Source organism: Actinokineospora lacus (assembly GCF_053813445.1).
This window is the reverse complement of record NZ_JBQERA010000012.1, coordinates 32,522-54,818: the sequence shown is the minus strand read 5'-3', so window position 1 is coordinate 54,818 and position 22,297 is coordinate 32,522. Positions and strand designations below refer to the sequence as shown.

General features: G+C 73.2%; 22 protein-coding genes. 17 read left to right on the top strand and 5 right to left on the bottom strand.

The genetic code is table 11. The features are described from left to right. The first annotated feature begins 1 nt into the window (after nt 1). From ACTG9Q_RS26265 to ACTG9Q_RS26250, 4 genes are all read left to right on the top strand, one after another. Nucleotides 2-466 carry an acyl-CoA thioesterase gene (locus ACTG9Q_RS26265; protein ID WP_455575578.1) on the top strand — a complete coding sequence of 155 codons (465 nt, stop codon included), beginning with the start codon at nt 2-4 and terminating at the stop codon, nt 464-466. Between the two features lie 97 nt (nt 467-563). Continuing rightward, nucleotides 564-1,049 (top strand): flavin reductase family protein, encoded by a 486-nt coding sequence (locus tag ACTG9Q_RS26260; protein WP_455575759.1) that lies wholly within the window; start codon nt 564-566, stop codon nt 1,047-1,049. Between the two features lie 12 nt (nt 1,050-1,061). Continuing rightward, nucleotides 1,062-2,075 (top strand): NAD-dependent epimerase/dehydratase family protein, encoded by a 1,014-nt coding sequence (locus tag ACTG9Q_RS26255; protein ID WP_455575577.1) that lies wholly within the window; start codon nt 1,062-1,064, stop codon nt 2,073-2,075. A 37-nt stretch (nt 2,076-2,112) separates the two neighbouring features. Then, nucleotides 2,113-2,916, top strand: a complete 804-nt coding sequence (locus ACTG9Q_RS26250; protein ID WP_455575576.1) for a TIGR03084 family metal-binding protein — start codon at nt 2,113-2,115, stop codon at nt 2,914-2,916. 335 nt (nt 2,917-3,251) lie between these two features. Here the strand turns inward: ACTG9Q_RS26250 and ACTG9Q_RS26245 are convergent, their stop codons facing one another. Genes ACTG9Q_RS26245 through ACTG9Q_RS26235 form a run of 3 tightly spaced genes read right to left on the bottom strand, consistent with a single transcriptional unit; the run spans nt 3,252 to nt 5,957 of the window. Beyond that, nucleotides 3,252-3,896, bottom strand: coding sequence for a winged helix-turn-helix transcriptional regulator (locus tag ACTG9Q_RS26245; RefSeq protein WP_455575575.1), 645 nt, complete (start codon nt 3,894-3,896; stop codon nt 3,252-3,254). Then, nucleotides 3,893-5,254, bottom strand: a complete 1,362-nt coding sequence (locus ACTG9Q_RS26240) for a HAMP domain-containing sensor histidine kinase (RefSeq protein WP_455575574.1) — start codon at nt 5,252-5,254, stop codon at nt 3,893-3,895. The genes ACTG9Q_RS26245 and ACTG9Q_RS26240 overlap by 4 nt, the downstream gene beginning before the upstream one ends. Beyond that, nucleotides 5,244-5,957 carry a response regulator gene (locus ACTG9Q_RS26235; protein WP_455575573.1) on the bottom strand — a complete coding sequence of 238 codons (714 nt, stop codon included), beginning with the start codon at nt 5,955-5,957 and terminating at the stop codon, nt 5,244-5,246. The genes ACTG9Q_RS26240 and ACTG9Q_RS26235 overlap by 11 nt, the downstream gene beginning before the upstream one ends. A gap of 104 nt (nt 5,958-6,061) precedes the next feature. On the opposite strand from ACTG9Q_RS26235, the gene ACTG9Q_RS26230 reads away from it, so the two are divergent. From ACTG9Q_RS26230 to ACTG9Q_RS26175, 12 genes are all read left to right on the top strand, one after another. Continuing rightward, complete coding sequence (locus ACTG9Q_RS26230; RefSeq protein ID WP_455575572.1) at nt 6,062-6,556, top strand: hypothetical protein; 495 nt, start codon at nt 6,062-6,064, stop codon at nt 6,554-6,556. Beyond that, the gene (locus ACTG9Q_RS26225) at nt 6,553-6,936 is read left to right on the top strand and encodes an SPW repeat domain-containing protein (RefSeq protein WP_455575571.1); all 384 of its coding nucleotides are present in this window, start codon (nt 6,553-6,555) and stop codon (nt 6,934-6,936) included. Before ACTG9Q_RS26230 ends, ACTG9Q_RS26225 begins: the two co-directional genes overlap by 4 nt. Before the next feature lie 60 nt (nt 6,937-6,996). Beyond that, entirely contained in the window at nt 6,997-7,323 is a 327-nt protein-coding gene (locus ACTG9Q_RS26220; RefSeq protein ID WP_455575570.1) for an STAS domain-containing protein, read from the top strand. A 63-nt stretch (nt 7,324-7,386) separates the two neighbouring features. Next, nucleotides 7,387-7,899, top strand: a complete 513-nt coding sequence (locus tag ACTG9Q_RS26215; protein WP_455575569.1) for an N-acetyltransferase family protein — start codon at nt 7,387-7,389, stop codon at nt 7,897-7,899. A gap of 145 nt (nt 7,900-8,044) precedes the next feature. Continuing rightward, nucleotides 8,045-9,172 (top strand): ROK family transcriptional regulator, encoded by a 1,128-nt coding sequence (locus ACTG9Q_RS26210; RefSeq protein WP_455575568.1) that lies wholly within the window; start codon nt 8,045-8,047, stop codon nt 9,170-9,172. Between the two features lie 110 nt (nt 9,173-9,282). Then, a complete protein-coding gene (gene ngcE, locus ACTG9Q_RS26205) occupies nt 9,283-10,689 on the top strand; it encodes an N-acetylglucosamine/diacetylchitobiose ABC transporter substrate-binding protein (protein WP_455575567.1) in 1,407 nt (468 codons plus the stop codon). 1 nt (nt 10,690) lies between these two features. Beyond that, nucleotides 10,691-11,596 carry a carbohydrate ABC transporter permease gene (locus tag ACTG9Q_RS26200; RefSeq protein WP_455575566.1) on the top strand — a complete coding sequence of 302 codons (906 nt, stop codon included), beginning with the start codon at nt 10,691-10,693 and terminating at the stop codon, nt 11,594-11,596. After that, the gene (locus ACTG9Q_RS26195) at nt 11,593-12,438 is read left to right on the top strand and encodes a carbohydrate ABC transporter permease (RefSeq protein ID WP_455575565.1); all 846 of its coding nucleotides are present in this window, start codon (nt 11,593-11,595) and stop codon (nt 12,436-12,438) included. Before ACTG9Q_RS26200 ends, ACTG9Q_RS26195 begins: the two co-directional genes overlap by 4 nt. Next, nucleotides 12,435-13,688 carry a family 4 glycosyl hydrolase gene (locus ACTG9Q_RS26190; protein ID WP_455575564.1) on the top strand — a complete coding sequence of 418 codons (1,254 nt, stop codon included), beginning with the start codon at nt 12,435-12,437 and terminating at the stop codon, nt 13,686-13,688. Before ACTG9Q_RS26195 ends, ACTG9Q_RS26190 begins: the two co-directional genes overlap by 4 nt. Then, nucleotides 13,685-14,629 carry an N-acetylglucosamine kinase gene (locus tag ACTG9Q_RS26185; protein WP_455575563.1) on the top strand — a complete coding sequence of 315 codons (945 nt, stop codon included), beginning with the start codon at nt 13,685-13,687 and terminating at the stop codon, nt 14,627-14,629. Before ACTG9Q_RS26190 ends, ACTG9Q_RS26185 begins: the two co-directional genes overlap by 4 nt. A 94-nt stretch (nt 14,630-14,723) precedes the next feature. Next, entirely contained in the window at nt 14,724-15,881 is a 1,158-nt protein-coding gene (locus ACTG9Q_RS26180; protein WP_455575562.1) for a sugar efflux transporter, read from the top strand. 34 nt (nt 15,882-15,915) lie between these two features. Beyond that, nucleotides 15,916-17,583 carry an alkaline phosphatase D family protein gene (locus tag ACTG9Q_RS26175; RefSeq protein WP_455575561.1) on the top strand — a complete coding sequence of 556 codons (1,668 nt, stop codon included), beginning with the start codon at nt 15,916-15,918 and terminating at the stop codon, nt 17,581-17,583. Nucleotides 17,584-17,676: 93 nt separating this feature from the next. On the opposite strand, the gene ACTG9Q_RS26170 is transcribed toward ACTG9Q_RS26175, so the two are convergent. Beyond that, nucleotides 17,677-18,726 (bottom strand): LacI family DNA-binding transcriptional regulator, encoded by a 1,050-nt coding sequence (locus tag ACTG9Q_RS26170; RefSeq protein WP_455575560.1) that lies wholly within the window; start codon nt 18,724-18,726, stop codon nt 17,677-17,679. Next, nucleotides 18,726-20,321, bottom strand: a complete 1,596-nt coding sequence (locus ACTG9Q_RS26165; protein WP_455575559.1) for a glycoside hydrolase family 13 protein — start codon at nt 20,319-20,321, stop codon at nt 18,726-18,728. The genes ACTG9Q_RS26170 and ACTG9Q_RS26165 overlap by 1 nt, the downstream gene beginning before the upstream one ends. Nucleotides 20,322-20,526: 205 nt before the next feature. Here ACTG9Q_RS26165 and ACTG9Q_RS26160 point away from each other — a divergent pair, with 205 nt between their 5' ends. After that, nucleotides 20,527-22,227, top strand: a complete 1,701-nt coding sequence (locus tag ACTG9Q_RS26160) for a carbohydrate-binding module family 20 domain-containing protein (RefSeq protein ID WP_455575558.1) — start codon at nt 20,527-20,529, stop codon at nt 22,225-22,227. Nucleotides 22,228-22,297 lie beyond the last annotated feature (70 nt).

Here is a 22,297-nt window from a genome sequence, read left to right as displayed (position 1 = left end):
GATGAGTGGCGGATACTACGAGATCCGGCACACGGTCGGCTTCGAGGAGACCAACCTCGTCGGCAACGTGTACTACGTCAACTACCTGCGCTGGCAGGGACGGTGCCGGGAGATGTTCCTGAAGGAGATGGCGCCCTCGGTGCTGCGCGAGGTCCAGGTCGACCTCAAGCTGTTCACGCTGAAGGCCGAGTGCGAGTTCTTCGCCGAGATCACCGCCTTCGACGAGCTGTCGGTCCGGATGCGCCTCGACGAGCTGACCCAGAGCCAAGTCCAGTTCACCTTCGACTACGTCAAGCTGCACGAGGACGGCGAGCAACTCGTCGCCCGCGGGGTGCAGCGGATCGCGTGCATGCGCGGTCCCAACACCGCGACCGTGCCCTGCCGGGTGCCCGCGGACCTGCGCAAGGCGCTCGCGCCCTTCGCTGGCCCCCGGATCTCGGCCAAGGCACTGGCCGACGCGGCCTGAGGAGGCAGCAGTGCTCAACGACGGAAGGGGGCGGCACTTGTCCGCCGCCCCCGCTCCCGGCGACGGGGAACCCAGTCCCGGGCAGCTGCGCGATGTGATGGGCCGCTTCGCCACCGGGGTGACGGTGCTGACCGCCGCCGGGGAGAACGGCCACGGCATGACGGCCAACGCCTTCACCTCGGTGTCCCTGGAGCCGCCACTGGTGCTGTGCTGCGTGGCCTTCACCGCCAGGATGCACGAGGCGATGGTGGCCGCGGGCGGGTACGCGGTCTCGGTGCTGGGCTCGGAACAGCGCGACCTGGCCAAGTACTTCGCCGACAAGAAGCGCCCGGCGGGCGCGGAGCAGTTCGACGCCGTCGACTGGAATCCTGGCCCGATCACCGGGGCGCCGCTGCTCAGCGGTGCGCTGGCGTGGCTGGAGTGCGAGCTGGTGCAGACCTACGCCGGTGGTGACCACTCCATCTTCCTGGGCCGGGTGCTCGCGGCGGGCAGCGGGCCCGCAGAGCAGCCGCTGGTGTTCTACCAGGGCCGCTTCCACGAGCCGCCGGGGTCGGTCGAGCTGCCGCCCGCGCGCAGCGCCTGAGAGGGGTATGTCGTGTTGGTGACGGTCACCGGGGGCACCGGCTTCGTCGGCGCCCACACCGTTGCCGCGCTCCAGCGGGCGGGCCACTCGGTCCGCCTGCTGGTGCGCGACGCCTCGGCCGTCCCGAGGGTGCTGGCGCCGCTAGGGGTGTCCGATGTGGACATCGTCGACGGCGATGTCCTGAACCCCTCGGCGGTCGAGGCGGCCGTGCGCGGCGCGGACGCGGTGCTGCACGCCGCGGCCGTCTACTCCTTCGACAGCCGCAAGCGCTCGGCCATGCGCCAGGTCAACGAACAGGGCACGGAGACCGTGCTCGCCGCCGCGCGCGCGGCCGACGTCGGGCGGGTCGTGCACGTGTCCACCATCGGGGCGCTGTTCGCGCCGGGGGTGCGCACGGTCGGCCCGGAGTCGGACATCGGGCGCTCGCGGCACCCGTACTTGGCGTCCAAGGCGGCGGCGGACCGGCTGGCGCGGTCGCACCGGGACAGCGGTTTCCCGGTGGTGATCTCGTACCCGCCCGCCCTGCTCGGGCCGCACGACCCGCGCGTGGGCGACCAGACCGCCCGCCTGCGGGCCGTGCTGCGCGGCCTGACCCCCATCTGGCCGCGCGGCGGGTTCGGCATCGGCGACGTCCGCGACACCGCGGCGCTGCACACCGAGCTGCTGACCGCGCCGACACCGCCCGCCCGCGCGCTCGGGCCCGGCGCCTACGTGTCCACAAAGGAATACCTGGGGGTGCTGCGGTCGGTGACCGGCCGGATGCTGCCCGCGCTGCGCCTGCCCGCCTGGTCGCTGCTGCCGGTGGGCGCGCTGGCGGACCTCGTGCAGCCGCTGTGGCCGTGGTCCATCCCGGTGCAGTACGGCGCCATCCTCACCTGCCTGCGGGCCACCGGCGTCGAGGCCCCCGCGGGACGCCCGCTGGCCGAGACCGTCGCCGACACCGTCGGCTGGCTGCACGCCCACGGCCTGCTCACCGACCGGCAGGCGGGCAGCGCACTGGCGGAGAAGACACCCACCCCCGCCTAGCCCGATCCTGGAAGCCACCCGTCGAAAGGACAATCCGGTGTCCGACACCCACCCCGTCATCGCCGCCCTCACCGCGGACGGCGCGTCCTTCGACGCCCTCATCGCCGGCCTGGACGCCGAGCAGTGGGCGCTGCCCACCCCCGCTCCCGGGTGGACCATCGCCCACCAGGTCGCCCACATCGCCGCCACCTTCCGCCTCGCGGGCCTGGCCGCGGCCGACCCCGAGGGCTTCACCCAGCTGGCCAACTCCCTGAGCCCGGACTTCGACGCCAACGTCGACGCCGCGATGGCCCCGTTCCTGGCCGCCCCGCCGGACCGCCTGCTGGCGGCCTTCCGCCAGGAGCGCGACCGCGCCATCGCGGCCCTGGCGGCCGTGCCGGGCGACCAGCTCGTGCCGTGGCTGGTCCGCCCGCTGCCGCCCGCGGTGCTGGCGTGCGCGGGCATGATGGAGCTCTTCGGCCACGGCCAGGACATCGCCGACGCCCTCGGCGCGCGGCGCGAGCCGACCGACCGCCTGCTGTTCCTGGTGGGCTTCGCCGTGCGGGTCTGGGATTTCGGCTACCTGGCCCGCGACCTCGTGGTCCCCTCCACCGGCTTCCGCTTCGAGATCACCGCCCCCTCGGGCGCGGTCTGGGAGTCCGGGCCCGAGGACGCCCCGAACAAGATCACCGGCTCGGCCGAGGACTTCTGCCTGCTGGTCACCCGCCGCCGCCACCACTCCGACCTGGCCATCACCGCCACCGGCGAGGAGGCGAGGCAGTGGCTGGAGATCGCCCAGGCCTACCGCGGCCCCGCCGGGGAGGGCCGTGCCCCCGGCCAGTTCGGCGCGGCCGCGGCCTGACCGGCTTGCATGGCCGGCCGGAGATGGTCGGCCTGAGACGATTGGCCGGGGATGGCCGGCCCGAGACGACCGGCCCGAGACGACCGGCCCGAGACGACCGGCCCGAGACGACCGGCCCGAGACGACCGGCCCGAGACGACCGGCCCGAGACGACCGGCCCGGGACGACCGGCCGTAGACGACTGGCCTGGGATGGTCGGCCGGAGACGGCCAGCCTGAGAGGGTCGGCCGGGGATGGCTGGCCTGAGGCGACTGGCCGAGGCGACCGGACAGCGGCACGCGGCGCGCACCACCTGTGGCCAACGGGTGGGGCGCGCCGCGTGCCGTTCGGCCGTCTCAGCCCGCGTACCGGCTCGTGCCGATCCAGCCCACCGCCGAGCGCACCGCCGCCCGGTCGCCGATCAGGTGCATGCTCTCGTCGCCCAGCGCGTCGAGCCACCGCCGGTGGCCCAGCCAGATGGACGCCAGCGTCCCCAGCGAGCAGCGGATCGTCACCGCGATCGGCAGGCCGGGGTCCCGGTCGCCCGCCGACGCCCCGTTCCGACCCACGGTCAGCCACCACCGCCGGGGCGGCGGCCCGTCGGTGAACTCCACCAGCAGCGCCACCGGCCGCGGCGGCAGCGCCTCGCGGTCGGCGTCGCGGGCGATGTCGTACATCAACAGCCCGGGGTCGAGGTCCTTGGGCCCGGGAGCGGGCAGCCACCGCCCACTCCACGCCCCGAGCAGGTCCACCACCGGGCGCAGCTCCCGGCCCGCGTCGGTCAGCCGGTAGCGCCCCACCTCCCGGCCCACCAGCCCCGCCGTGCGCAGGGCCCGCAGCCGGGATGTCAAAGTGGACACCGCCAGCCCCGGCAGCCCGCGCGCGATGGTGTCCACATCGGCCGGACCGTGCAGCAGTTCCCGCACGATCAGCAGCGTCCACGGCTGGGTGACCACCTCCGCCGCGCGCGCGACGGGGCAGTGCTGTTCGTACCGTTTCACCGAAGCTCTCCCAGGGGAAGGGTCACGGTGAAGCGCGCCCCTCCGGTCGGACTTTCTCCACAGTAGACATTGCCGCCGTGCGCGGCGACGGTCTCGGCGACCAGCGCCAGCCCCAGCCCGGTCCCCGCTGAGGAACCGCGCGCGCCGCGGCCGGTGGCGAAGCGGGCGAAGATGCGGTCGCGTTCGGCCGTGGGCACGCCGGGGCCGTCGTCGTCGACCTCGACGGCCACCCGGGTGCCCGTGGCGCGCACCCGCACGGCGGTGACACCGCCGCCGTGGCGGTCGGCGTTGTCGAGGAGGTTGGTCATGGCCCGCACCAGCGCGAGCTTGCGGCCGGGGACGACGATGCCGTCGGGGTCGTCCGGGACGTCCAGCAGGTCGGTCGGGCGGCCGGTGGCCAGCAGGGTCTGGGTCAGCAGGTCGGCCAGCGCCAGGGGCTGGACCTCGCCGGAGTGCAGCCCGGCCTCGGCGCGGGCCAGGTCCAGCAGGTCCTCCAGCATCCCGCGCAGGTGATCCAGCTCGCCGCTGACCAGGGCCAGCGCGCGCCGGGAGCGATCGGGCAGCTCCTCGGCGTGGCGCTGCATCACCTGCACGCTCGTGACCAGCGTCGTCAGCGGGGTGCGCAGCTCGTGGGTGATGTCGCCGACGAAACGGCGCTCGCGGTCGATGCGGCGGTGCAGGGAGTCCACCATCGCGTTGAACGAGCGCACGATCGGGCTCAGGTCGCGGTCGCCGTACTCGGGCAGGCGCGAGTCCAGGTTCCCCGAGGCGATGCTCGACGCCGTGCCCGCCAGCGACCGCAGCGGGGCCAGCACCCGGCCGCTGGCCCAGCGGCCCAGCAGCGCCGCGCCGCCGGTGGCCGCCAGCGCGCTCAGGATCAGCACCGTGCCCAGCACCCGGATGGTCGCCTGCAGCTCCACGGCGGGGGTGAACTCGTAGTACGCCGACCCGCCCGCCATCGGCACCCCGGCCACCAGGTACGGCCGGTCGTGCACGGTCACCGGCAGCACGCCCGCCTGCCCGCGGGCCACCATCGACCGCAGCGAGTCCGGCGGCAGGTCCGGCGGCTCGGCCCCGGAGGCGCTCAGCCAGCGCCCGTCGTGCTCCAGCACCAGGCTGGTCTCCTTGGGCGGGTCGACCGAGGACAGCGCCAGCTCCGCCGTCGCCCCCGGCACCGCCAGCCTGCTGGCGACGAAGTCGGCGTCGGCCGAGGCCAGCCGCTGCGCCGAGCGCTCGCGCTGGTCGGTCAGGTAGCCCCGGCTGATGGTGAACACCACGACGGCCATCAGCAGCGACAGCAGCGCCCCGCCCACGGCGAAGGTCAGCATGACCCGGCCGCGCAGGCCGCTAGCGGACATCAAGCCGGTACCCCAGCCCGCGCACGGTGACCACCGTGCGCGGCTCCGACGGGTCGCGCTCGACCTTGGTCCGCAGCCTGCGCACGTGCACGTCGACGATCCGCTCGTCGCCGAAGAAGCCGCGGTCCCACACCCGCGACAGCAGCGCCTGCCTGCTCAGCACCCGCCCCGGCTCCTCGGCCAGCTCGCACAGCAGCCGGAACTCCGTCAGCGTCAGGTGCAGCTCCTCGCCGCCGCGGCGGACGGTGCCCGCGGCCGGGGACAGCACCAGCGGCGCGGCCGGGTCGGCGTCGAGCACCAGCTCGGTGACCGCCGACTGCGGCGCCGTGCCCGCCCGCCTGCGCAGCGCGCGCAGCCGGGCGGTGATCTCCTTGATCTCGAAGGGCTTGGTCACGTAGTCATCGGCGCCCGCTTCCAGGGCGGCCACGACGTCGTGGGTGTCCGCGCGGGCGCTCACCACGATGATCGGCAGGTCGCTGGTGCGCCGGACCTGGCGGATGCAGGCGAAGCCGTCGATGCCGCCCAGCATGAGGTCGACGATCATCACCTCGGGCGGCCCCAGCCGCGCCAAGGTGTCCAGCGCGGTCTCCGCGTCCGGCGCCTCACTGATCGAGTAGCCCTCGTCCTCCAGCGCCAGTCGCAGTGAAGCGCGGACGCGGTCGTCGTCCTCGACGATCAGCAGTCGCACACCCACCCGGCCCATGCTGCCAAAACGTCCGGCCGGGGCCACCTCGCGGCCCGGGTCGTCACACAACCGCAAAGATCCCGACCGCCCGATCTCAACACGGCGGGGCGACCCTGGAGACCATGACGGGGACGATCGACACGCGCGCCACCGTTCTGCTCGCCCGCGAGGCCCTGCTGCTGTGGCCGCGGGGCGAGTCGCAGACCGTGGACCCGGCCGTCGTCGACCTCTGGCCGGTGTTCGCCGTGGTCGTCGACGAGCGGCACCTGCGCCGCGTGCCCGGCGGGCGGTCGCTGCTGAGCCGCATCGACGGGCGCCGCGCGTTCACCCTGCTCGACGGCGTCTGCCGCTGGCAGGTGCTGGCCGCCGACGCCCCACTGCTGGCGCTGTCGGTGCGCGCCGACGCGCCCGTCCCGGTGGAGGTGGACCTGGTGCTGCCCGCCCGGTCCCTGGTCGGCGAGCTGGGCAGGCTCGCCGCCGGGCCCACTGTGGGCATCACCACCACCGGGCGCGCGGCGGCGCTGAGCGCGGGCGCGGACGTGCGCTCGGCCCTGCGCGTGCTCGCCCTGGCCCGCAGCGCCCCCTGCCCGGAGCTGACCGAGCTGGGGGCCCGGTGACCCGCCGCGTCCCGGCCCCGGCCACCCAGGTCCCCGGCCTGGTCAGCGGCGTGGTGCTGGTGCTGGGCTGCTGGCTGGTGATGTTCTCCATGACCGGCGTCTACGGCGCCGACCGCGGCTTCGACGCCCCCTGGAACGACCGGCTCGTCGGCATCGCGGCCATCGGCCTCGGCCTGGTCAGGGTGAGCGGCCGGGTCCGCCTGCGCACGGCGACCGCGCTCGCGGGCGTCCTGGGCGTCTGGCTGCTGGTGGCCCCGTTCGTCCTGGACTACGGTTTCGGAACGGACACGGCCATGGCGATGCTGGTCAACGCGGTGGCGGGGACGGCCATCGCCGCTCTCGCCCTCATTGAGACACTGTCGGTCAGACCCACCGTGTGAGCAGTGCGGCGCGGGGGTAGTTGGTGGTGGCGGATGACTCCGGACTTGGGGCGGACCTTGGTGAGCAGTGAACCAACGCGGCTGGTGGTGAGCCATCTGGCGACCTCGGACGGCGGGCACGCCATCGTGCTCGACGGCGAGTTGGACTACGTGACCGCGCCGGACTTCGTGGCGGTGCTCGACGAGATAACGGTGCGCGAGGGCGCGGTGGTGGACCTGGACCTCAGCGCGGTCCCCTTCTGCGACTCGGCGGGCATCGCGGCGCTGCTGCGCGCCTACCAGCTGGTCAACGAGGGGAAGGGCGCCCTGCGGATCGTCGCCGTCGACCCGCGGCTGCGGCGGACCCTGGAACTGACCGGCCTGGCCTTCCTGTTCGTGACGATCTAGCCCCGCGCGTGGGCTGGGTTACCCTTCCGGGCGCTGAACTGGCGTTTCTGTCACGATGCGCGGGTGATCGAACGCCTTGGGGCCGATGGCGTGGCCGCCGCCGCCGACGAGCTGGCCGCCCTGCTGTGCGAGGTGACCGACGGCGGCTCGTCGGTGGGGTTCCTGGCGCCGCTGGCGGTGGCCGAGGCGCGGGCGTGGTGGGCGGACCTGGCCCCGGGGGTGGCCTCGGGCGACATCGCGCTGTGGGTGGCGAGGGTGGACGGGCGGCTCGCGGGGACCGTCCAGCTCCGACGCTCGCCGATGCCGAACGGGCGGCACCGGGCCGAGCTGGCGAAGCTGATGGTGCGCAGCGCCGCGCGGGGCCGCGGGCTGGGGCGGGCGCTGCTGGCGACGGCCGAGGAGGCCGCCAGGTCCGCGGGGCTGACCCTGCTGGTGCTGGACACCGAGGAGGACAGCGCCGCGGAACCGCTGTACCGGTCGCAAGGGTGGATCAGGGTGGGCGCCATCCCGGACTACGCGGCGGACCCCTGGGGAGCGCTACGAGCCACGGTCCACTACTACCGAACGCTGTCCTGACCCGGGACCCGCCCCGGTCCCGGAGGTATGGTCCAGACCTTATGCGCTGATTGGTCGAACCACTGCGGCCGTCCGACCGCTTGTCGGCACCGGTGCGCGCCCCGATAGTTAGGAAAGTTTCCCAACTCGGCGGCGGAGGTGCGGCATGGCGGTCCCCGGCACGCTACGCACCCTCAACGACCAGGCCGTCCTGGCGCTGCTCCTCGACCGAGGCCCCCTGACCAGGCCCCAGATCGCCGCCGCGACCGGACTCTCCAAACCGACCGTCTCCCAGGTGCTGACCCGGCTCCGCGGCCTCGTCACCGTCGACGGGGTCCGAGCGGGACTGCCCGGCCGCACCGCCGAGGTCCACCGGGTCGACCCGACAGCGGCCACCGCCGCCGCGGTCGACGTCACCCCCCGCCGGATCGCGGTGCGGGTGGTCCGGGTGACCGGGGAGGTCGTCGGCGAACACCGCCTGCCCACGCCGGGACGCTCGGGCGGAGACGTCCTGGACCGCCTGCGGAGCGCGATCGCCGCCGCGGGGGCCGACCCCGCCGGGCTGGACCACGTCGTCATCGGCGTGCCCGGCGCGGTGGACCCCCGCACCGGCAGGCTCGCCTTCGCCGCGCACCTGCCCGGCTGGCACCGGCCCAACCTCGTCGACTGGCTCACCGAGGGCCTCGGCGCCGACGTCGCCGTCGAGAACGACGTCAACCTCGCCGCCGAGGCCGAGCGGGCCGACGGCGAACTGGCCGACTTCGCCCTCTACTGGGGCGCGGAGGGCATCGGCACCGCGCTCGTCCTCGGCGGCCGCCTGCACCGGGGCGCGGGCGGCGGCGCGGGGGAGATCGGCTACCTGCCCGTGCCGGGAGCGCCGACCGCGCGGGACGTCGGGCGGATGGCCGTGCACGGGCTCCAGTCCATCGCGGGCGGCGCGGCCATCGGGAAGCTGTTGCGTGCCAACGGGTTCCGCGGGGCGGACACCACCACGGCACTGGCAGCGGCGGCCGCGGCCGACCACGCGGTGGTCGAGGAGATCGCCCACCGCGTCGCGCTGGGGATCGCCGCGGTGGTGGCCGTGGTCGATCCGGGCGTGGTCGTGCTCAGCGGTCACATCGTGCTGGCGGGCGGCGAGCCGCTGCGCGCCCGGGTGGAACGGGCCCTGCACGCCCTCGCCCTGCCGCAGCCGCCGGTCCGGCGCTCGACGGTCGCCGTCGACCCGGTGCTGGCGGGCGCGGTCGTCCTGGCACGGGCCAGGACGCGGGACACCCTGCTCGCCCGCCTGTCCTAGCTGCCTGTCCTGAACCGCTGTCCTGACCCGCCTGTCCTGAACCGCTGTCTTGATCCGCCTGTCCTGACCCGCCTGTCCTGAACCGGCCGCCCTGACCACGAGGAGAACCCATGACCTTCACCCGACGCCGGATGCTGCGCGGGCTCGGCGGGCTGGCCGTCCTGACCGCCGTCCCGGGCTGCGCCTTCGGCGGGAACGAGACCGACACGCCGACCGGGCCGACCGGCGAGGCCGGGCCGGAGAACCCCTTCGGCGTGGCCGCCGACGCCCCGCTGGAAGTGGTGATCTTCAAGGGCGGCCTCGGCGACGCCTACGCCACCGAGGTCCACGAGCCGATGTACGCGCGCAAGTTCCCCGGCTCCAAGGTCGAGCACGTGGCCACCCAGCAGATCGCGCAGACGCTCCAGCCGCGCTTCGCGGGCGGCGACGTGCCCGACGTGATCGCCAACTCCGGCACCGACCTGATGGACCTCGGCGCGCTCGTCGACGCGGGCCAGCTGGTCGACCTGACCACGCTGTTCGACGCGCCCTCGATGGACGACCCCGGCGCCAAGGTGCGCGACAACCTGGTCACCGGCGCCATCGAGGCGGGCGAGGTCGGCGGCAAGCCGCACGCGCTCATGTACGTCTACACCGCCTACGGCCTCTGGTACGACGCGAACCTGTTCACGGCCAACGGCTGGGAGCCCGCCCGGACCTGGGCCGACTTCGACGCCCTCTGCGCCAAGATCAAGGCCAAGGGCCTGCACCCGTTCGCCTACCCCGGCAAGAACGCCGCCTACTACCAGTACTGGTCCATCCTGGTGTCCGCGGCGAAGATCGGGGGCAACCAGGTGCTCGTCGACATCGACAACCTCGCCGACGGCGTCTGGACCGGCGACCCGGTCAGGCAGGCCGCCGCCGCGTGGGCCGAGATCGGCGCCAAGTACCTCGACAGGTCCTACGAGGGCCTGACCCACACCGAGGTCCAGACCGCGCAGAACCAGGGCCGCGTCGGGTTCTTCCCCTGCGGGTCGTGGCTGGAGAACGAGCAGAAGGAGCAGACCCCCGCCGACTTCGAGTACGCGCTGACCCCGCTGCCCGGCGTCACCGCGGGCGACGCCCTGCCGTTCACGGCGATCAGGGCCGCCGCGGGGGAGGGCTACATCGTGCCGTCGAAGGCGAAGAACGCCGCGGGCGGGCTGGAGTACCTGCGGATCATGCTGTCCAGGGACGGCGCGCGCGGGTTCACCCAGACGACCGGCAACGTGACCGTGGTCAAGGGCGCCGCCGAGGGCCTGCCGCTGTCCCCCGGCAACAAGAGCGTCGCCGCCGTGCAGGCCGCCGCGGGCGACGACATCGTCACCTACAGCTCCTTCGAGAACTGGTACAAGGAGCTGGAGACCGAGCTGCGCACCAAGACCAACGCGCTGATGTTCGGCCGGATCACCGCCGATCAGTTCTGCGCGCAGATGCAGGCCAAGGCCGACGCGGTGAAGGCGGACCCGTCGGTGCCCAAGCAGCGGCGGAAGGGCTGACGTGCGGCGCGGCAGCGGCCGGTTCGTCATCGGGTTCCTCGCCCTGCCGGTGGCGGTGTACCTGGTGTTCGTGATCGGCCCGTACCTGCAGGCGTTCTACCTCGCGCTGACCGACTGGCGCGGGGTCTCGGCGTCGCCGCGGTTCATCGGGTTCGACAACTTCGCCAGGCTGTTCGGCGACACCGTCTTCTGGACCGCGGTGTCGCACCACGCGGTCCTGCTGGTCGTGCTGCCGCTGGCGGTCCTGGGCATCGCGCTGTTCTTCGCGTTCCTGCTCAACGCCGGAGCCGCCTCGGGCACCAGGGGGGTGCGCGGGTCGCGGTTCTACCAGGCGGTGTTCTTCTTCCCGCAGGTGCTGGCCGTCGCCGCGGTCGGCGTCCTGTTCCAGGCGGTGTACCGGCCCGACTCCGGCGGTGTCCTCAACGGGCTGCTCAACGCGGTCGGGCTGGGCAGCGTCGGCTGGCTCACCGAGCCCGACCTGGCCCTGTGGTCGATCATCGGCGTGCTGGTGTGGCAGGCGGTCGGGTTCTACGTCGTGCTGTTCTCCGCGGGCATGGCCGCCATCCCCAAGGAGCTGCACGAGGCCGCGGCCCTCGACGGCGCGGGGCGGGCACGGATGTTCTTCAGCGTCACCCTGCCGCTGCTGTGGGACAGCCTGCAGGCCGCCTGGGTCTACCTGGGCATCGCGGCCTTCGACGGGTTCGCCCTCGTCGCCGTCCTGTCGGTGGACCGGGGCGGGCCGGACGGGGCGACCACCGTGCTGCCGCTGGAGATCTGGCGCACCGCGTTCACCTTCTCCAAGTTCGGCTACGCGGCGGCGATGGGCGTCGCCCTGTTCTTCCTCACCCTGACCTTCGCGGTGCTCGCGCTGCGGGTCACCCGGCGGGAACGGATCGATCTGGCATGAGCGCACCGGTCCGCCAGAAAGTCCTCACAGGACTGTCGCACGCCGCCCTGGCGGTGTGGGCGGTCACGGTGATCCTGCCGATCCTGTGGACGTTCCTGGCCTCCTTCAAGACCAACACCGAGATCTTCACCGACCCGCTCGGGCTGCCCGCCACCCCGTCGGCCGACTCGTGGGGCCGGGCGTGGGAGACCGCGCACGTGGGCCGATACCTGGTCAACAGCGTGGTCGTGGTGTCGCTGGGCACCGCGGGCACGATGCTGCTCGGCTCGATGGCGGCCTACGTGCTGGCCCGCTACTCCTTCTGCGGCAACCGGTTCGTCTACTACCTGTTCGTCTCGGGGCTGGTGTTCCCGGTGTTCCTGGCGCTGGTGCCGCTGTTCTTCGTGGTGCGCAACCTGGGCCTGCTCGACACCCACACCGGCCTGGTCCTGGTCTACATCGCCTACTCCCTGCCGTTCACGGTGTTCTTCCTGGCCGCGTTCTTCCGCACGCTGCCCGACCAGATCGCCGAGTCGGCGCTGCTCGACGGCGCGTCGCACACCCGGATCTTCGTCAGCGTCATGCTGCCGATGGCCAAGCCGGGACTGGTCAGCATCACGATCTTCAACATCATCGGGCAGTGGAACCAGTACCTGCTGCCGATCGTGCTGCTCTCCGGCGCCGTGGAGGACAAGTGGGTGCTCACCCAGGGCATCGCCAACATCTCCACCAGCGCCGGGTACCAGGCCGACTGGCCCGCGCTGTTCGCCGCGCTGAGCCTGACCATCCTGCCCGCGCTGGCGGTCTACCTGCTCTTCCAGCGCCAGATCCAAGCCGGACTCACCACGGGAGCGTTGAAGTGAAACTCGCCGTAGTCGGTGGGGCGTCGACCTACACCCCCGAACTGGTCGACGGGCTGGCCCGGCTGCGCGAGGACCTCCCGGTCACCGAGCTGGCCCTGCTCGACCCCGACAAGGACCGCCTCGCCCTGGTCGCCGGGGTCTCCCGGCGCATCATGGCCAAGGCGGGGCACCGGGCCGCCGTGTCCACCCCGGACACGATCGAGGAGGCGGCCGAGGGCGCCAGTGCCGTGCTGTTCCAGCTGCGCGTCGGCGGCCAGGCGGCCCGCCACGTCGACGAGACGCTGCCGCTGGAGTGCGGCTGCGTCGGGCAGGAGACCGTCGGCGCGGGCGGGCTGGCCATGGCGCTGCGCACCGTGCCGGTCGTGCTGGAGCTGGCCGAGCGGGTGGCCGCGGTCGCGCCGCGAGCGTGGGTCGTGGACTTCACCAACCCGGTCGGCATCGTGACCCGCGCGCTGCTGGACGCCGGGCACCGGGCCATCGGCCTGTGCAACGTGGCGATCGGCTTCCAGCGCCGGTTCGCCGCGCTGCTGGGCGTCGCGCCCGAGCGGGTCGCGCTCGACCACGTCGGGCTCAACCACCTGACCTGGGAGCGGGCGGCGCGCGTCGACGGCGAGGACGTGCTGCCCGTCCTATTGGCGAAGTTCGGCGAGGAGATCGCCGCCCAGGTCGGGCTTCCGGTCGCGCTGCTGCGGAGACTGAAAGTCGTGCCGTCCTACTACCTGAGGTACTTCTACGAGCACGACGCCGTGGTGGCGGAGCAACGGGTCTCCCCGTCGCGGGCGAGCCGGGTCGCCGACGTGGAGGCGGAACTGCTGGGCCTCTACGCCGACCCGGCCGTGGACACCAAGCCCGAGGCGCTGACCCGGCGCGGGGGAGCGTTCTACTCCGACGCCGCCGTCGCCCTGCTCGCCTCACTGCTCGGCGACACCCCCGCCGTGCACGTGGTGAACCTGCGCAACAACGGCACGCTGCCCTTCCTGCCGGACGACGCGGTGGTCGAGGTGCCCGCCGCGGTCGACGCCTCGGGCGCGCGGAGCCTGCCGGTGCGGGCGGTCTCGCCGCTGTACTCCGGCCTGATCGCGCACGTGGCGGCGTACGAGACCCTGGCGGTACGGGCCGCGGTGCGCGGCGGTGTCGAGCGGGTGGCCGACGCGCTGCTCGCCCACCCGCTGATCGGGCAGGCGTCGCTGGCCGACGACCTGGCCCGGCGGTTGGTGGCGGCCAACCAGGCCCACCTGAGGTGGGCGTGACAACGCTCCTCGCGGTCGACGGCGGCAACAGCAAGACCGACATCGCCCTGGTCGGCGCGGACGGCACCGTGCTCGCCCGCGGCCGCGGCCCCGGCTTCGTCCCCCACGAGGTCGGCGTGCGCGCCGCGGTGGACGTCCTGGCCCGCGCGGTGGCGGCGCTGGGCGTGGCGCTGCCGCCGGACACCCACACCATGGCCTGCCTCGCCGGGGCCGACCTGCGCGAGGACGAGCTGGCCCTGTCCGCCGAACTCCGCCGCCGCGGCCTGGGCACGGACGTCACCGTCCTGAACGACACCTTCGCCGTCCTGCGCGCGGGGGCGTCGCGGAGCTGGGGGGTGGCGGTGGTGTGCGGCGCGGGCGTCAACGCCCTGGGCGTCGCCCCGGACGGCCGCACCGCGCGCTTCCCATCCCTGGGCAGGCTCACCGGCGACTGGGGCGGCGGCGAGCACCTGGGGGAGGAGGTCCTGTGGCACGCCGTGCGGGCCGAGGACGGCCGCGGCCCCGGCACCGCCCTGGCCGCGGCCGCGGCGGGCCACTTCGCCCGCGAGCGCGCCACCGACGTCGCCATCGCGATCCACTATGGACGCCTCCCGCGTTCCGCGCTGCACGACTTGGTCCCCGTCCTGCTGGCCACCGCGGCCTTCGACGCCGTGGCCGCGGCCATCGTCGACCGGCTGGCCGAGGAGGTGCACGCGCTGGGCTCGGTGATCCTCGACCGGCTGGGGCTGGCGGACGCGGAAGTGGTGCTGGGCGGGGGAATCCTCACCGCGGGCGACCCCGAGCTGAGCGCCGCCGTGCACACCCGCTACGCCCTGTCGCACCCGTCGGCCCGCCTGGTCACCCTCGGCGCCGCCCCGATCGTCGGCGCGGTCCGGCTCGGGCTGGACCACCTGGGCGCGGGACAGGAGGCGTACGCGCGAGTGGCGGCTGCTCTCGGCTAGGACCTCGCCCGGTCGGACCCCGCCGACACCTCTGTGAGCACGCGCACGCTGAATTCGTTTCCCCGATGAACCAGGTGGCGGCAACGATGGGGGTGTGGTCCTCGCACCCGCGCGAAAGCCGCGCCAGCCCCTGGTCCCGCTGGCCTCGGTCAGCCTGCTCACCGGTATCGGCTACGCGCTGGCCGGGCCGTTCATGTCCCTGTTCCTGGTCACCGAGCTCGACGCGGGCCCGGTGGCCGTGGGGGCGTTCCTGCTGATCGGCCCGCTCGCCGCCGTGGTGGTGAGCACGCTGATCGGGCGGTACTCCGACACCCGGGCGGTCAGGAGATCGCTGCTGGTCATCGGTGGGGTCAGCGGGGCGATCGGGTACGGCGTCTTCGCCGTCTCCCGCGAGTACTGGCTGCTGCTGGTCGTCATGGTGACCTTCGCCGCCGTCGCCTCCTGCCTGATGCCGCAGATGTTCGCCTACGCGCGCCAGAGCCTCGAACACAACCCGAAGGCGCCACTGGCCATCAGCGGCCTGCGGATGCTGTTCTCCGTCGCCTGGGTCGCGGGCACACCGCTCGGCGCGCTGATCATCGCCGACTCCGGGTTCTCCCTGCTGTTCATGGTCAGCGCGTCGATCTACGTCGCCGGGGCCGTGGTCGCCGCCGCGTGGCTGCCGTCCCTCAAGGCCGCGCCGGTCCGGGAGAGGACCGAGACGGTGCGGCCGCGCGGGCAGATCGCGCTGGCCGCGGTGGCGTTCGTGCTGATGCAGGCGGCGACCTCGCTCGGCGTGCTGGCGATGCCGCTCTACGTCACCAGCGAGCTGGCGGGCACCACCGGGGACGCCGGGCTCGTCCTCAGCCTGTGCGCCGCCCTGGAGATCCCGCTGATGATCGGCTTCGGCTGGCTGGCCATGCGGGTTGACCAGGGCAGGCTCGTGCTCGTCGGCGCGGTCGTGGCCATCGGGTACTACGCCGTCATGTCCACGACGACCGCGGTGTGGCAGGTCGCCGCGGCGCAGGTGCTCAACGCGGTGGTCATCTCCGCGGTGATGGGCGTGGGCATCTCCTTCTTCCAGGACCTCTCGCCGGACCGGCCCGGCGCGGCGACCACCCTTTACACCAACACCGCCAAGGTCAGTGCGATGCTCGCGGGACCGCTGGTCGGGCTGGCCCAGCACCTCGGCTACCGCAGCGCGTACGGCCTCGGCCTCGGGCTCAGCGTGCTTGGCCTGGCATTTCTGCTGGCGGTGGTTCGGAAACGCTGACGGTGGTACGTCAATGACGATTGGAGGAGGGTTCGTGGCGAAATTGCTGTTGGGACCGATGCTGCGCTACGTCGGCCGGGACTCGGCGACGGTGTGGGTGGAGACGGACACGCCCTGCGTCGTCGAGGTCGCCGGGTCGAAGGCGACGACCTTCGAGGTACGGGGGCAGCACTACGCGCTCGTCATCGTGGAGGGGTTGGAACCGGGCTCGTCGACGGAGTACGAGGTGCGCCTGGACGGGCACACCGCGTGGCCGGAGCCGGACTCGCCGTTCCCGCCGAGCCGCATCCGGACCCTGTCCGAGGGCGCCCCGGTCTCGCTGGTCTTCGGCTCCTGCCGCAAGCCCGACAGCGACGACCCCGTGGAGCGGCGCAAGGCGGGCGCCGACGCGCTGGCCGCCTACGCCCTGCGCATGGCCGAGCAGGACGAGTCGTCCTGGCCCGGCGCCCTGCTGATGCTCGGTGACCAGGTCTACGCCGACGAGACCAGCAAGGCCACGCAGGCGTGGCTCAGCGAGCGCCGCGACATCTCCCAGCCGCCGGGCGCGCAGGTCGCGAACTTCGCCGAGTACGTCCGGCTCTACCACGAGGCGTGGACGAGCCCCGCGGTCCGCTGGCTGATGTCCACCCTCGGCGTGTCGATGGTGTTCGACGACCACGACGTCCACGACGACTGGAACACCTCGGCGTCCTGGCGCGCGGACATGGCGAAGACGTCGTGGTGGGCTGAGCGGGAGCGCGGCGCCCTCATGGCCTACTGGGTCTACCAGCACATCGGCAACCTCTCCCCGGAGGAACTGGCCGAGGACAAGACCTTCCGCGCCATCACCGGCCAGGTCGGCGACGCGGCCCCCGTCCTGGAGGACTTCGCCGACTGCGCGGTGGAGGAGGTCGACGGCGGCAAGGGCACCCGTTGGAGCTACCGCCGCGACTTCGGCCCCGTCCGCTTCCTGGCGATCGACACCCGCTCCGGCCGGGTCTTGACCCAGAAGCGCGCGATGGTCAGCGACGCGGAGTTCGACTGGATCGAGGACAACGCCGACGGCGACTTCGAGCACCTGCTGATCGGGTCGTCGCTGCCCTGGCTCATGCCGCCCGCGATCAGCCACGTCCAGTCGATGAACGAGGTGGCCTGCCGCCGCCCGGGCTTACGCGGGCGGCTGGCGGAGAAGGTGCGGCGCAAGGCCGACCTCGAGCACTGGCCCGCGTTCCGCGACTCCTCCGACCGCCTGGCCAGGCTGATCGCCAGGGTCGCCGAGAAGGCGTCCACGGTGTGCGTGCTCTCCGGCGACGTCCACCACGTCTACGCCGCCGAGGCCCACTTCCCGCACCCGGTCCGCGCCCGCGTCTTCCAGCTGACCTGCTCGCCCATGCACAACGCGGTGGAGCGGTTCATGCGCCCGCTGTTCGTCCTGACCTGGTGGCGGCCGCTGGCCAGGGCGATCAGGTGGTGGATGCTGCGCTCCCCGGACATCAACCCGCTGCCGGTGGAGTGGACCAAGCTGCACGGCCCGGACTTCGGCAACACCATCGCCACCATCGTCCTCGACGGCGAGCGCGCCAGCCTCATCCTGGAGCGGGCCACCGGCGACGCCGACAGCCCGCGCCTGGAGCCGGTGGCCCCCATGGAGCTGACCGACGGCCGCGGAAAGGCCGCGGTCGGACCGGAGGTCGCCGGGACGGGGGTCACCGGGTCGGGGTGAGCAGGCCAGCGGTGAGTCAGCCAGGGGGAGCCTGCCTGCGGTGAGCCCGCCAAGGCGAGGTCGGTCTGGTGATGCCGGTCTGGGTGATGCCGGTCAGAGTGGGTCGGTGTGCCTGCCGTGCTTGGGCGCCGCGCCTGTGGAGCCGCGCACGACCAGCTCCGGCAGGAAGACGTACTCCGCGTGCGGGGTGGGGTTGCCGGTGATCTCCTCCAGCAGCGCCCGCACCGCGGCCTGGCCCATCGCCTCGACCGGCTGGCGCAGCGTCGTCAGTGGCGGGTCGGCGAAGACGATCAGCGGGGAGTCGTCGAAGCCGACCACCGAGATCTCCCTCGGCACCGACAGCCCGCGCTGGCGGACCGCCCGGATCGCGCCGAAGGCCATCAGGTCGCTGCCGCAGACGATCGCGGTGCAGCCCTTGTCCATCAGCGCGTTCGCCGCCGCCTGCCCGCCCTCGACGGTGAACAGCGAGTGCTGCACGAGCCCCTCGGCCTCCTCGGCCGACATGGGCAGCGTGGTGCGCACGTGGTTGACGAAGCCCTCGATCTTGCGCAGCACCGGCACGAAGCGCCGCGGCCCCACCGCCAGCCCGATCCGCTCGTGCCCCAGCTCCACCAGGTGACCGACGGCCAGCCGCATCGCCGCGCGGTCGTCGGTGGACACGAACGGCGCCGAGACCCGCTCGGTGTAGCCGTTGACCATGACGAACGGCACCCCGCGCCCGGCCAGCTTCACGTACCGGTCCATGTCGGCGCTGGAGTCCGCGTGCAGGCCGGAGACGTAGATGATCCCGCTGACCCCGCGCTCGACCAGCGTCTCGGTCAGCTCGTCCTCCGTCGCCCCGCCCGGGTTCTGGGTGCACAGCACCGGGGTGTACCCCTCGCGGGTCAGCGCCTGCACCATGACCTGGGCGAACGCCGGGAAGATCGGGTTGCCCAGCTCGGGGGTGATCAGCCCGATCAGCCCGGCGCTGCGGGCCTGCAGCCGCGCGGGCCGCTCGTAGCCGAGCAGGTCCAGCGCCGCGAGCACGGCCTGGCGGGTGGTGGTCGACACCCCCGCCTTGCCGTTGAGCACCCGGCTCACCGTGGCCTCGCTGACGCCCGCCTGGGCGGCGATGTCGGCCAGGCGGGCCGGGCCGCCTGCCATCAGAGGGCCCACCACACCGCGGTGTCACTCGGGACCAGCACGTGCTCACCCTCCACGTCGTACGGACCGGACGCGGCCAGCACCGGGCCCGCCGCGGGCAGCCTGGCCGCCGACGCGCCCAGGTTCACCGCGCAGCGCACGCCGGAGGAAGGCGAGGTCCGGTCAAAGCACAGCACCGGATCACCCGCGTCGACCCAGGCGAAGTCGCCGCCCATGGCGGGCTGGGCGCTCCGCTGCCGCAGCGCGGTGCGGTAGAGCTCCAGCATCGACCCCGGGTCGCCCTTCTGCGCGGCCACGGACAGCGCCGCCCAGTCCGCGGGCTGCGGAAGCCACGGCCGCGACCCGTCCGGACCGAAACCGAGCGCGGTCCCCTCCGCGGCCCAGGGTAGCGGCACGCGGCAGCCGTCGCGGCCCCGGTCGGTGTGCCCCGAGCGCTCCCACATGGGGTCCCGCAGCACGTCCTCGGGCAGGTCGAGCACCTCGGGCAGGCCCAGCTCCTCGCCCTGGTACAGGTAGACCGAGCCGGGCAGCGCCAGCATCAGCAGGATCGCCGCGCGGGCCCGGCGCAGGCCCGTCTCGCCGCCGCCGTAGCGGGTCACGTGGCGGTGCACGTCGTGGTTGGACAGCACCCAGGTGGCGGGGGCGTCGACCGGGGCGACCGCGGCCTGGGTGGCGTCGATGACCGAGCGCAGCGCCGCGGCGTCCCAGTCGGCCTGCAGGTAGTGGAAGTTGAACGCCTGGTGCAGCTCGTCGGCGCGCAGGTAGCGGGCGGTGCGCTCGGCGCTGGGCGTCCACGCCTCGGCGACGGCGATGCGCGGCGGGGAGTAGGAGTCGAGGATCTTGCGCCACTCCCGGTAGATCTCGTGCACGCCGTCCTGGTCGAAGTAGGGCAGCGGCCGGGTGTCCAGCAGCGCGCGCTGGCCGGTGGCGCCGACGTCGGGCAGCCCGTCCTGCTTGACCATGCCGTGCGCGACGTCCACCCGGAAGCCGTCGACCCCGAGGTCGAGCCAGAACTTGAGGATGTCGCGGAACTCCTCGTGGACCTCGTCGTTGTCCCAGTTCAGGTCGGGCTGGCTGGGGTCGAAGATGTGCAGGTACCAGTCGCCCGGCGTGCCGTCGGGGTCGCTCACCCTGCTCCAGGCGCCACCGCCGAAGATCGACTCCCAGTCATTGGGCGGCAGGCCGCCGTCGGGGCCGCGGCCGGGGCGGAAGACGTAGCGGTTGCGCTCGGGGGAGCCGGGCGCGGCCGCCAGCGCCTCGCCGAACCAGCGGTGCACCGAGGAGGTGTGGTTCGGCACGATGTCGAGGATGACCTTGAGGCCGAGGGCGTGCGCGTCGTCGAGCAGGGCGCGGGCGTCGTCCAGGGTGCCGAAGAGCGGGTCGATGTCGCGGTAGTCGGCCACGTCGTAGCCGCCGTCGGCCATGGGGGACGGGTAGCACGGGGTGATCCACACCGCCTGCACGCCGAGGTCGGCCAGGTAGGGCAGGCGCGAGCGGATGCCGGGCAGGTCGCCCACGCCGTCGCCGTCGGAGTCGGCGAAGCTGCGCACGTACACCTGGTAGATCACGGCATGGCGCCACCAGCGCTGGTCCATAGCGTCCTTCCGGGGTCGGCTGTGGGTGAAGACGCTAGCAAGCCGATGTCGCTTGCGGAAACCTCTTGCATGATCCGGCCTGGGGGAACGGCGTGGCGCTGGTCCGTTTGGCTGATTGACGCGGCTGCACCTGCACCGCATTCTCGATGACATCCCTTGCAACTGATTACGGCAAACTTGCGAAAGTCCCTCCTGAGGAGACACCGTGGTCTCGTCATTCCGCCGCCGGGCCGCAGGCGCCCTTGCCGCGCTGCTCGCCGCCGCCACCCTGCCCGTGATCGTCACCGCCCCCGCCGCCATCGCCGCCCCACCCGGCGCGAAGGACGTCACCGCCACCCTGTTCCAGTGGCGCTTCGACGACGTCGCCCGCGCCTGCGCCGAGGTCCTCGGCCCCAAGGGCTACGGCTACGTCGAGGTCTCACCCGCCACCGAGCACATCCAGGGCCCGCAGTGGTGGACGGTCTACCAGCCGGTCAGCTACCGCATCGCCGGACGCCTCGGGGACCGGACCGCCTTCCGCGACATGGTCTCCACCTGCCACGGCGCGGGCGTGAAGGTCATCGCCGACGCGGTGATCAACCACATGTCCGCGGGCTCGGGCACCGGGACCGGCGGCAGCGCGTACTCCAAGTACAACTACCCCGGCCACTACCAGGACTGGGACTTCCACTCCTGCCGCCAGCCGATCACCGACTACCGCAACCGCGACAACGTCCAGAACTGCGAGCTGGTCCACCTCTCGGACCTCAACACCGGCAGCGAGTACGTGCGCTCGGAGATCGCCGAGTACCTCAACGACCTGCGCTCGCTGGGCGTCGACGGGTTCCGCGTCGACGCGGCCAAGCACATGTCCGCCGCGGACGTCGCCGCGATCAAGGCCAAGACCGGGTCGGCGTTCTGGGTGCAGGAGGTCATCTACGGCGCGGGGGAGGCGGTGCACCCCGACGAGTACCTGAACACCGGCGACGTCGACGAGTTCCGCTACGCCACCGGCCTGAAGTCCGCCTTCAGCGGCGGTCGCCTGGCCGACCTGAGCCAGTTCGGCGAGGCGTGGGGCTTCGTGTCCTCCGGCAAGGGCCGCTCCTTTGTGGACAACTGGGACACCGAGCGCAACGGCTCGACGCTGAACCGCACCTACGGCTCGACCTACACCCTGGCCAACGTCTTCATGCTGGCCTGGCCGTACGGGTCGCCGAACGTCTACTCCGGATACTCCTTCGGCGGCCACGACGACGGCCCGCCGCTCGGCGGCGACGTCCGGGCGTGCTACCAGGACGGCTGGACGTGCCAGCACGCCTGGCGCCAGATCGCCAACATGGTCGGCTTCCGCAACGCCGTGGCCGGGACCGCCGTGACGAACTGGTGGAGCAACGGCAACAACGCCATCGCCTTCGGCCGGGGCGCCAAGGGGTACGTGGCCATCAACCGCGAGTCCACGGCGCTCAGCCGGACGTTCCAGACCTCCCTGCCCGCCGGGACGTACTGCGACGTCCAGCACGCCGACCCGGGTTCCTGCGCGGGCCAGACCCACACCGTGGGCGCCGACGGCCGCTTCACCGCCACCGTCGGGGCGGGCGACGCCATCGCCCTCTACAGCACCTCGCAGGCCACGACCGCGGGCGCGGACTTCGCCGTCAACGCCACCACCTCGCCGGGGCAGAACATCTTCGTCGTCGGCAACCAGCCCGCCCTGGGCAACTGGGCGCCCGCGGCGGCGCTCGCCCTGTCCTCGGCCGCCTACCCGCTCTGGCGCGGCGGCATCACCCTGCCCGCCGGGACCCGGTTCGAGTACAAGTACCTCCGCAAGGACTCCAGTGGCGCCGCCACCTGGGAGTCCGGCGCCAACCGCGTCGCCACGGTCCCGGCCTCCGGCCGGGTCACCCTGAACGACACCTGGCGCCCCTAGCCCGTGTTTCAGATGTGGAACACAGCATAGCCGCGCCAGTCCGCTCGCCGGCGGCACGGCCGGATGCGCC

Bases quoted from the DNA above. Each gene is read 5' to 3' on its own strand.
- ACTG9Q_RS26165 (WP_455575559.1), bottom strand. From the start codon at position 20,321: ATGGACCAGCGCTGGTGGCGCCATGCCGTGATCTACCAGGTGTACGTG.
- ngcE (WP_455575567.1), top strand. From the start codon at position 9,283: ATGACCTTCACCCGACGCCGGATGCTGCGCGGGCTCGGCGGGCTGGCC.
- ACTG9Q_RS26210 (WP_455575568.1), top strand. From the start codon at position 8,045: ATGGCGGTCCCCGGCACGCTACGCACCCTCAACGACCAGGCCGTCCTG.
- ACTG9Q_RS26230 (WP_455575572.1), top strand. From the start codon at position 6,062: ATGACGGGGACGATCGACACGCGCGCCACCGTTCTGCTCGCCCGCGAG.
- ACTG9Q_RS26195 (WP_455575565.1), top strand. From the start codon at position 11,593: ATGAGCGCACCGGTCCGCCAGAAAGTCCTCACAGGACTGTCGCACGCC.
- ACTG9Q_RS26170 (WP_455575560.1), bottom strand. From the start codon at position 18,726: ATGGCAGGCGGCCCGGCCCGCCTGGCCGACATCGCCGCCCAGGCGGGC.
- ACTG9Q_RS26265 (WP_455575578.1), top strand. From the start codon at position 2: ATGAGTGGCGGATACTACGAGATCCGGCACACGGTCGGCTTCGAGGAG.
- ACTG9Q_RS26260 (WP_455575759.1), top strand. From the start codon at position 564: ATGGGCCGCTTCGCCACCGGGGTGACGGTGCTGACCGCCGCCGGGGAG.
- ACTG9Q_RS26240 (WP_455575574.1), bottom strand. From the start codon at position 5,254: ATGTCCGCTAGCGGCCTGCGCGGCCGGGTCATGCTGACCTTCGCCGTG.
- ACTG9Q_RS26235 (WP_455575573.1), bottom strand. From the start codon at position 5,957: ATGGGCCGGGTGGGTGTGCGACTGCTGATCGTCGAGGACGACGACCGC.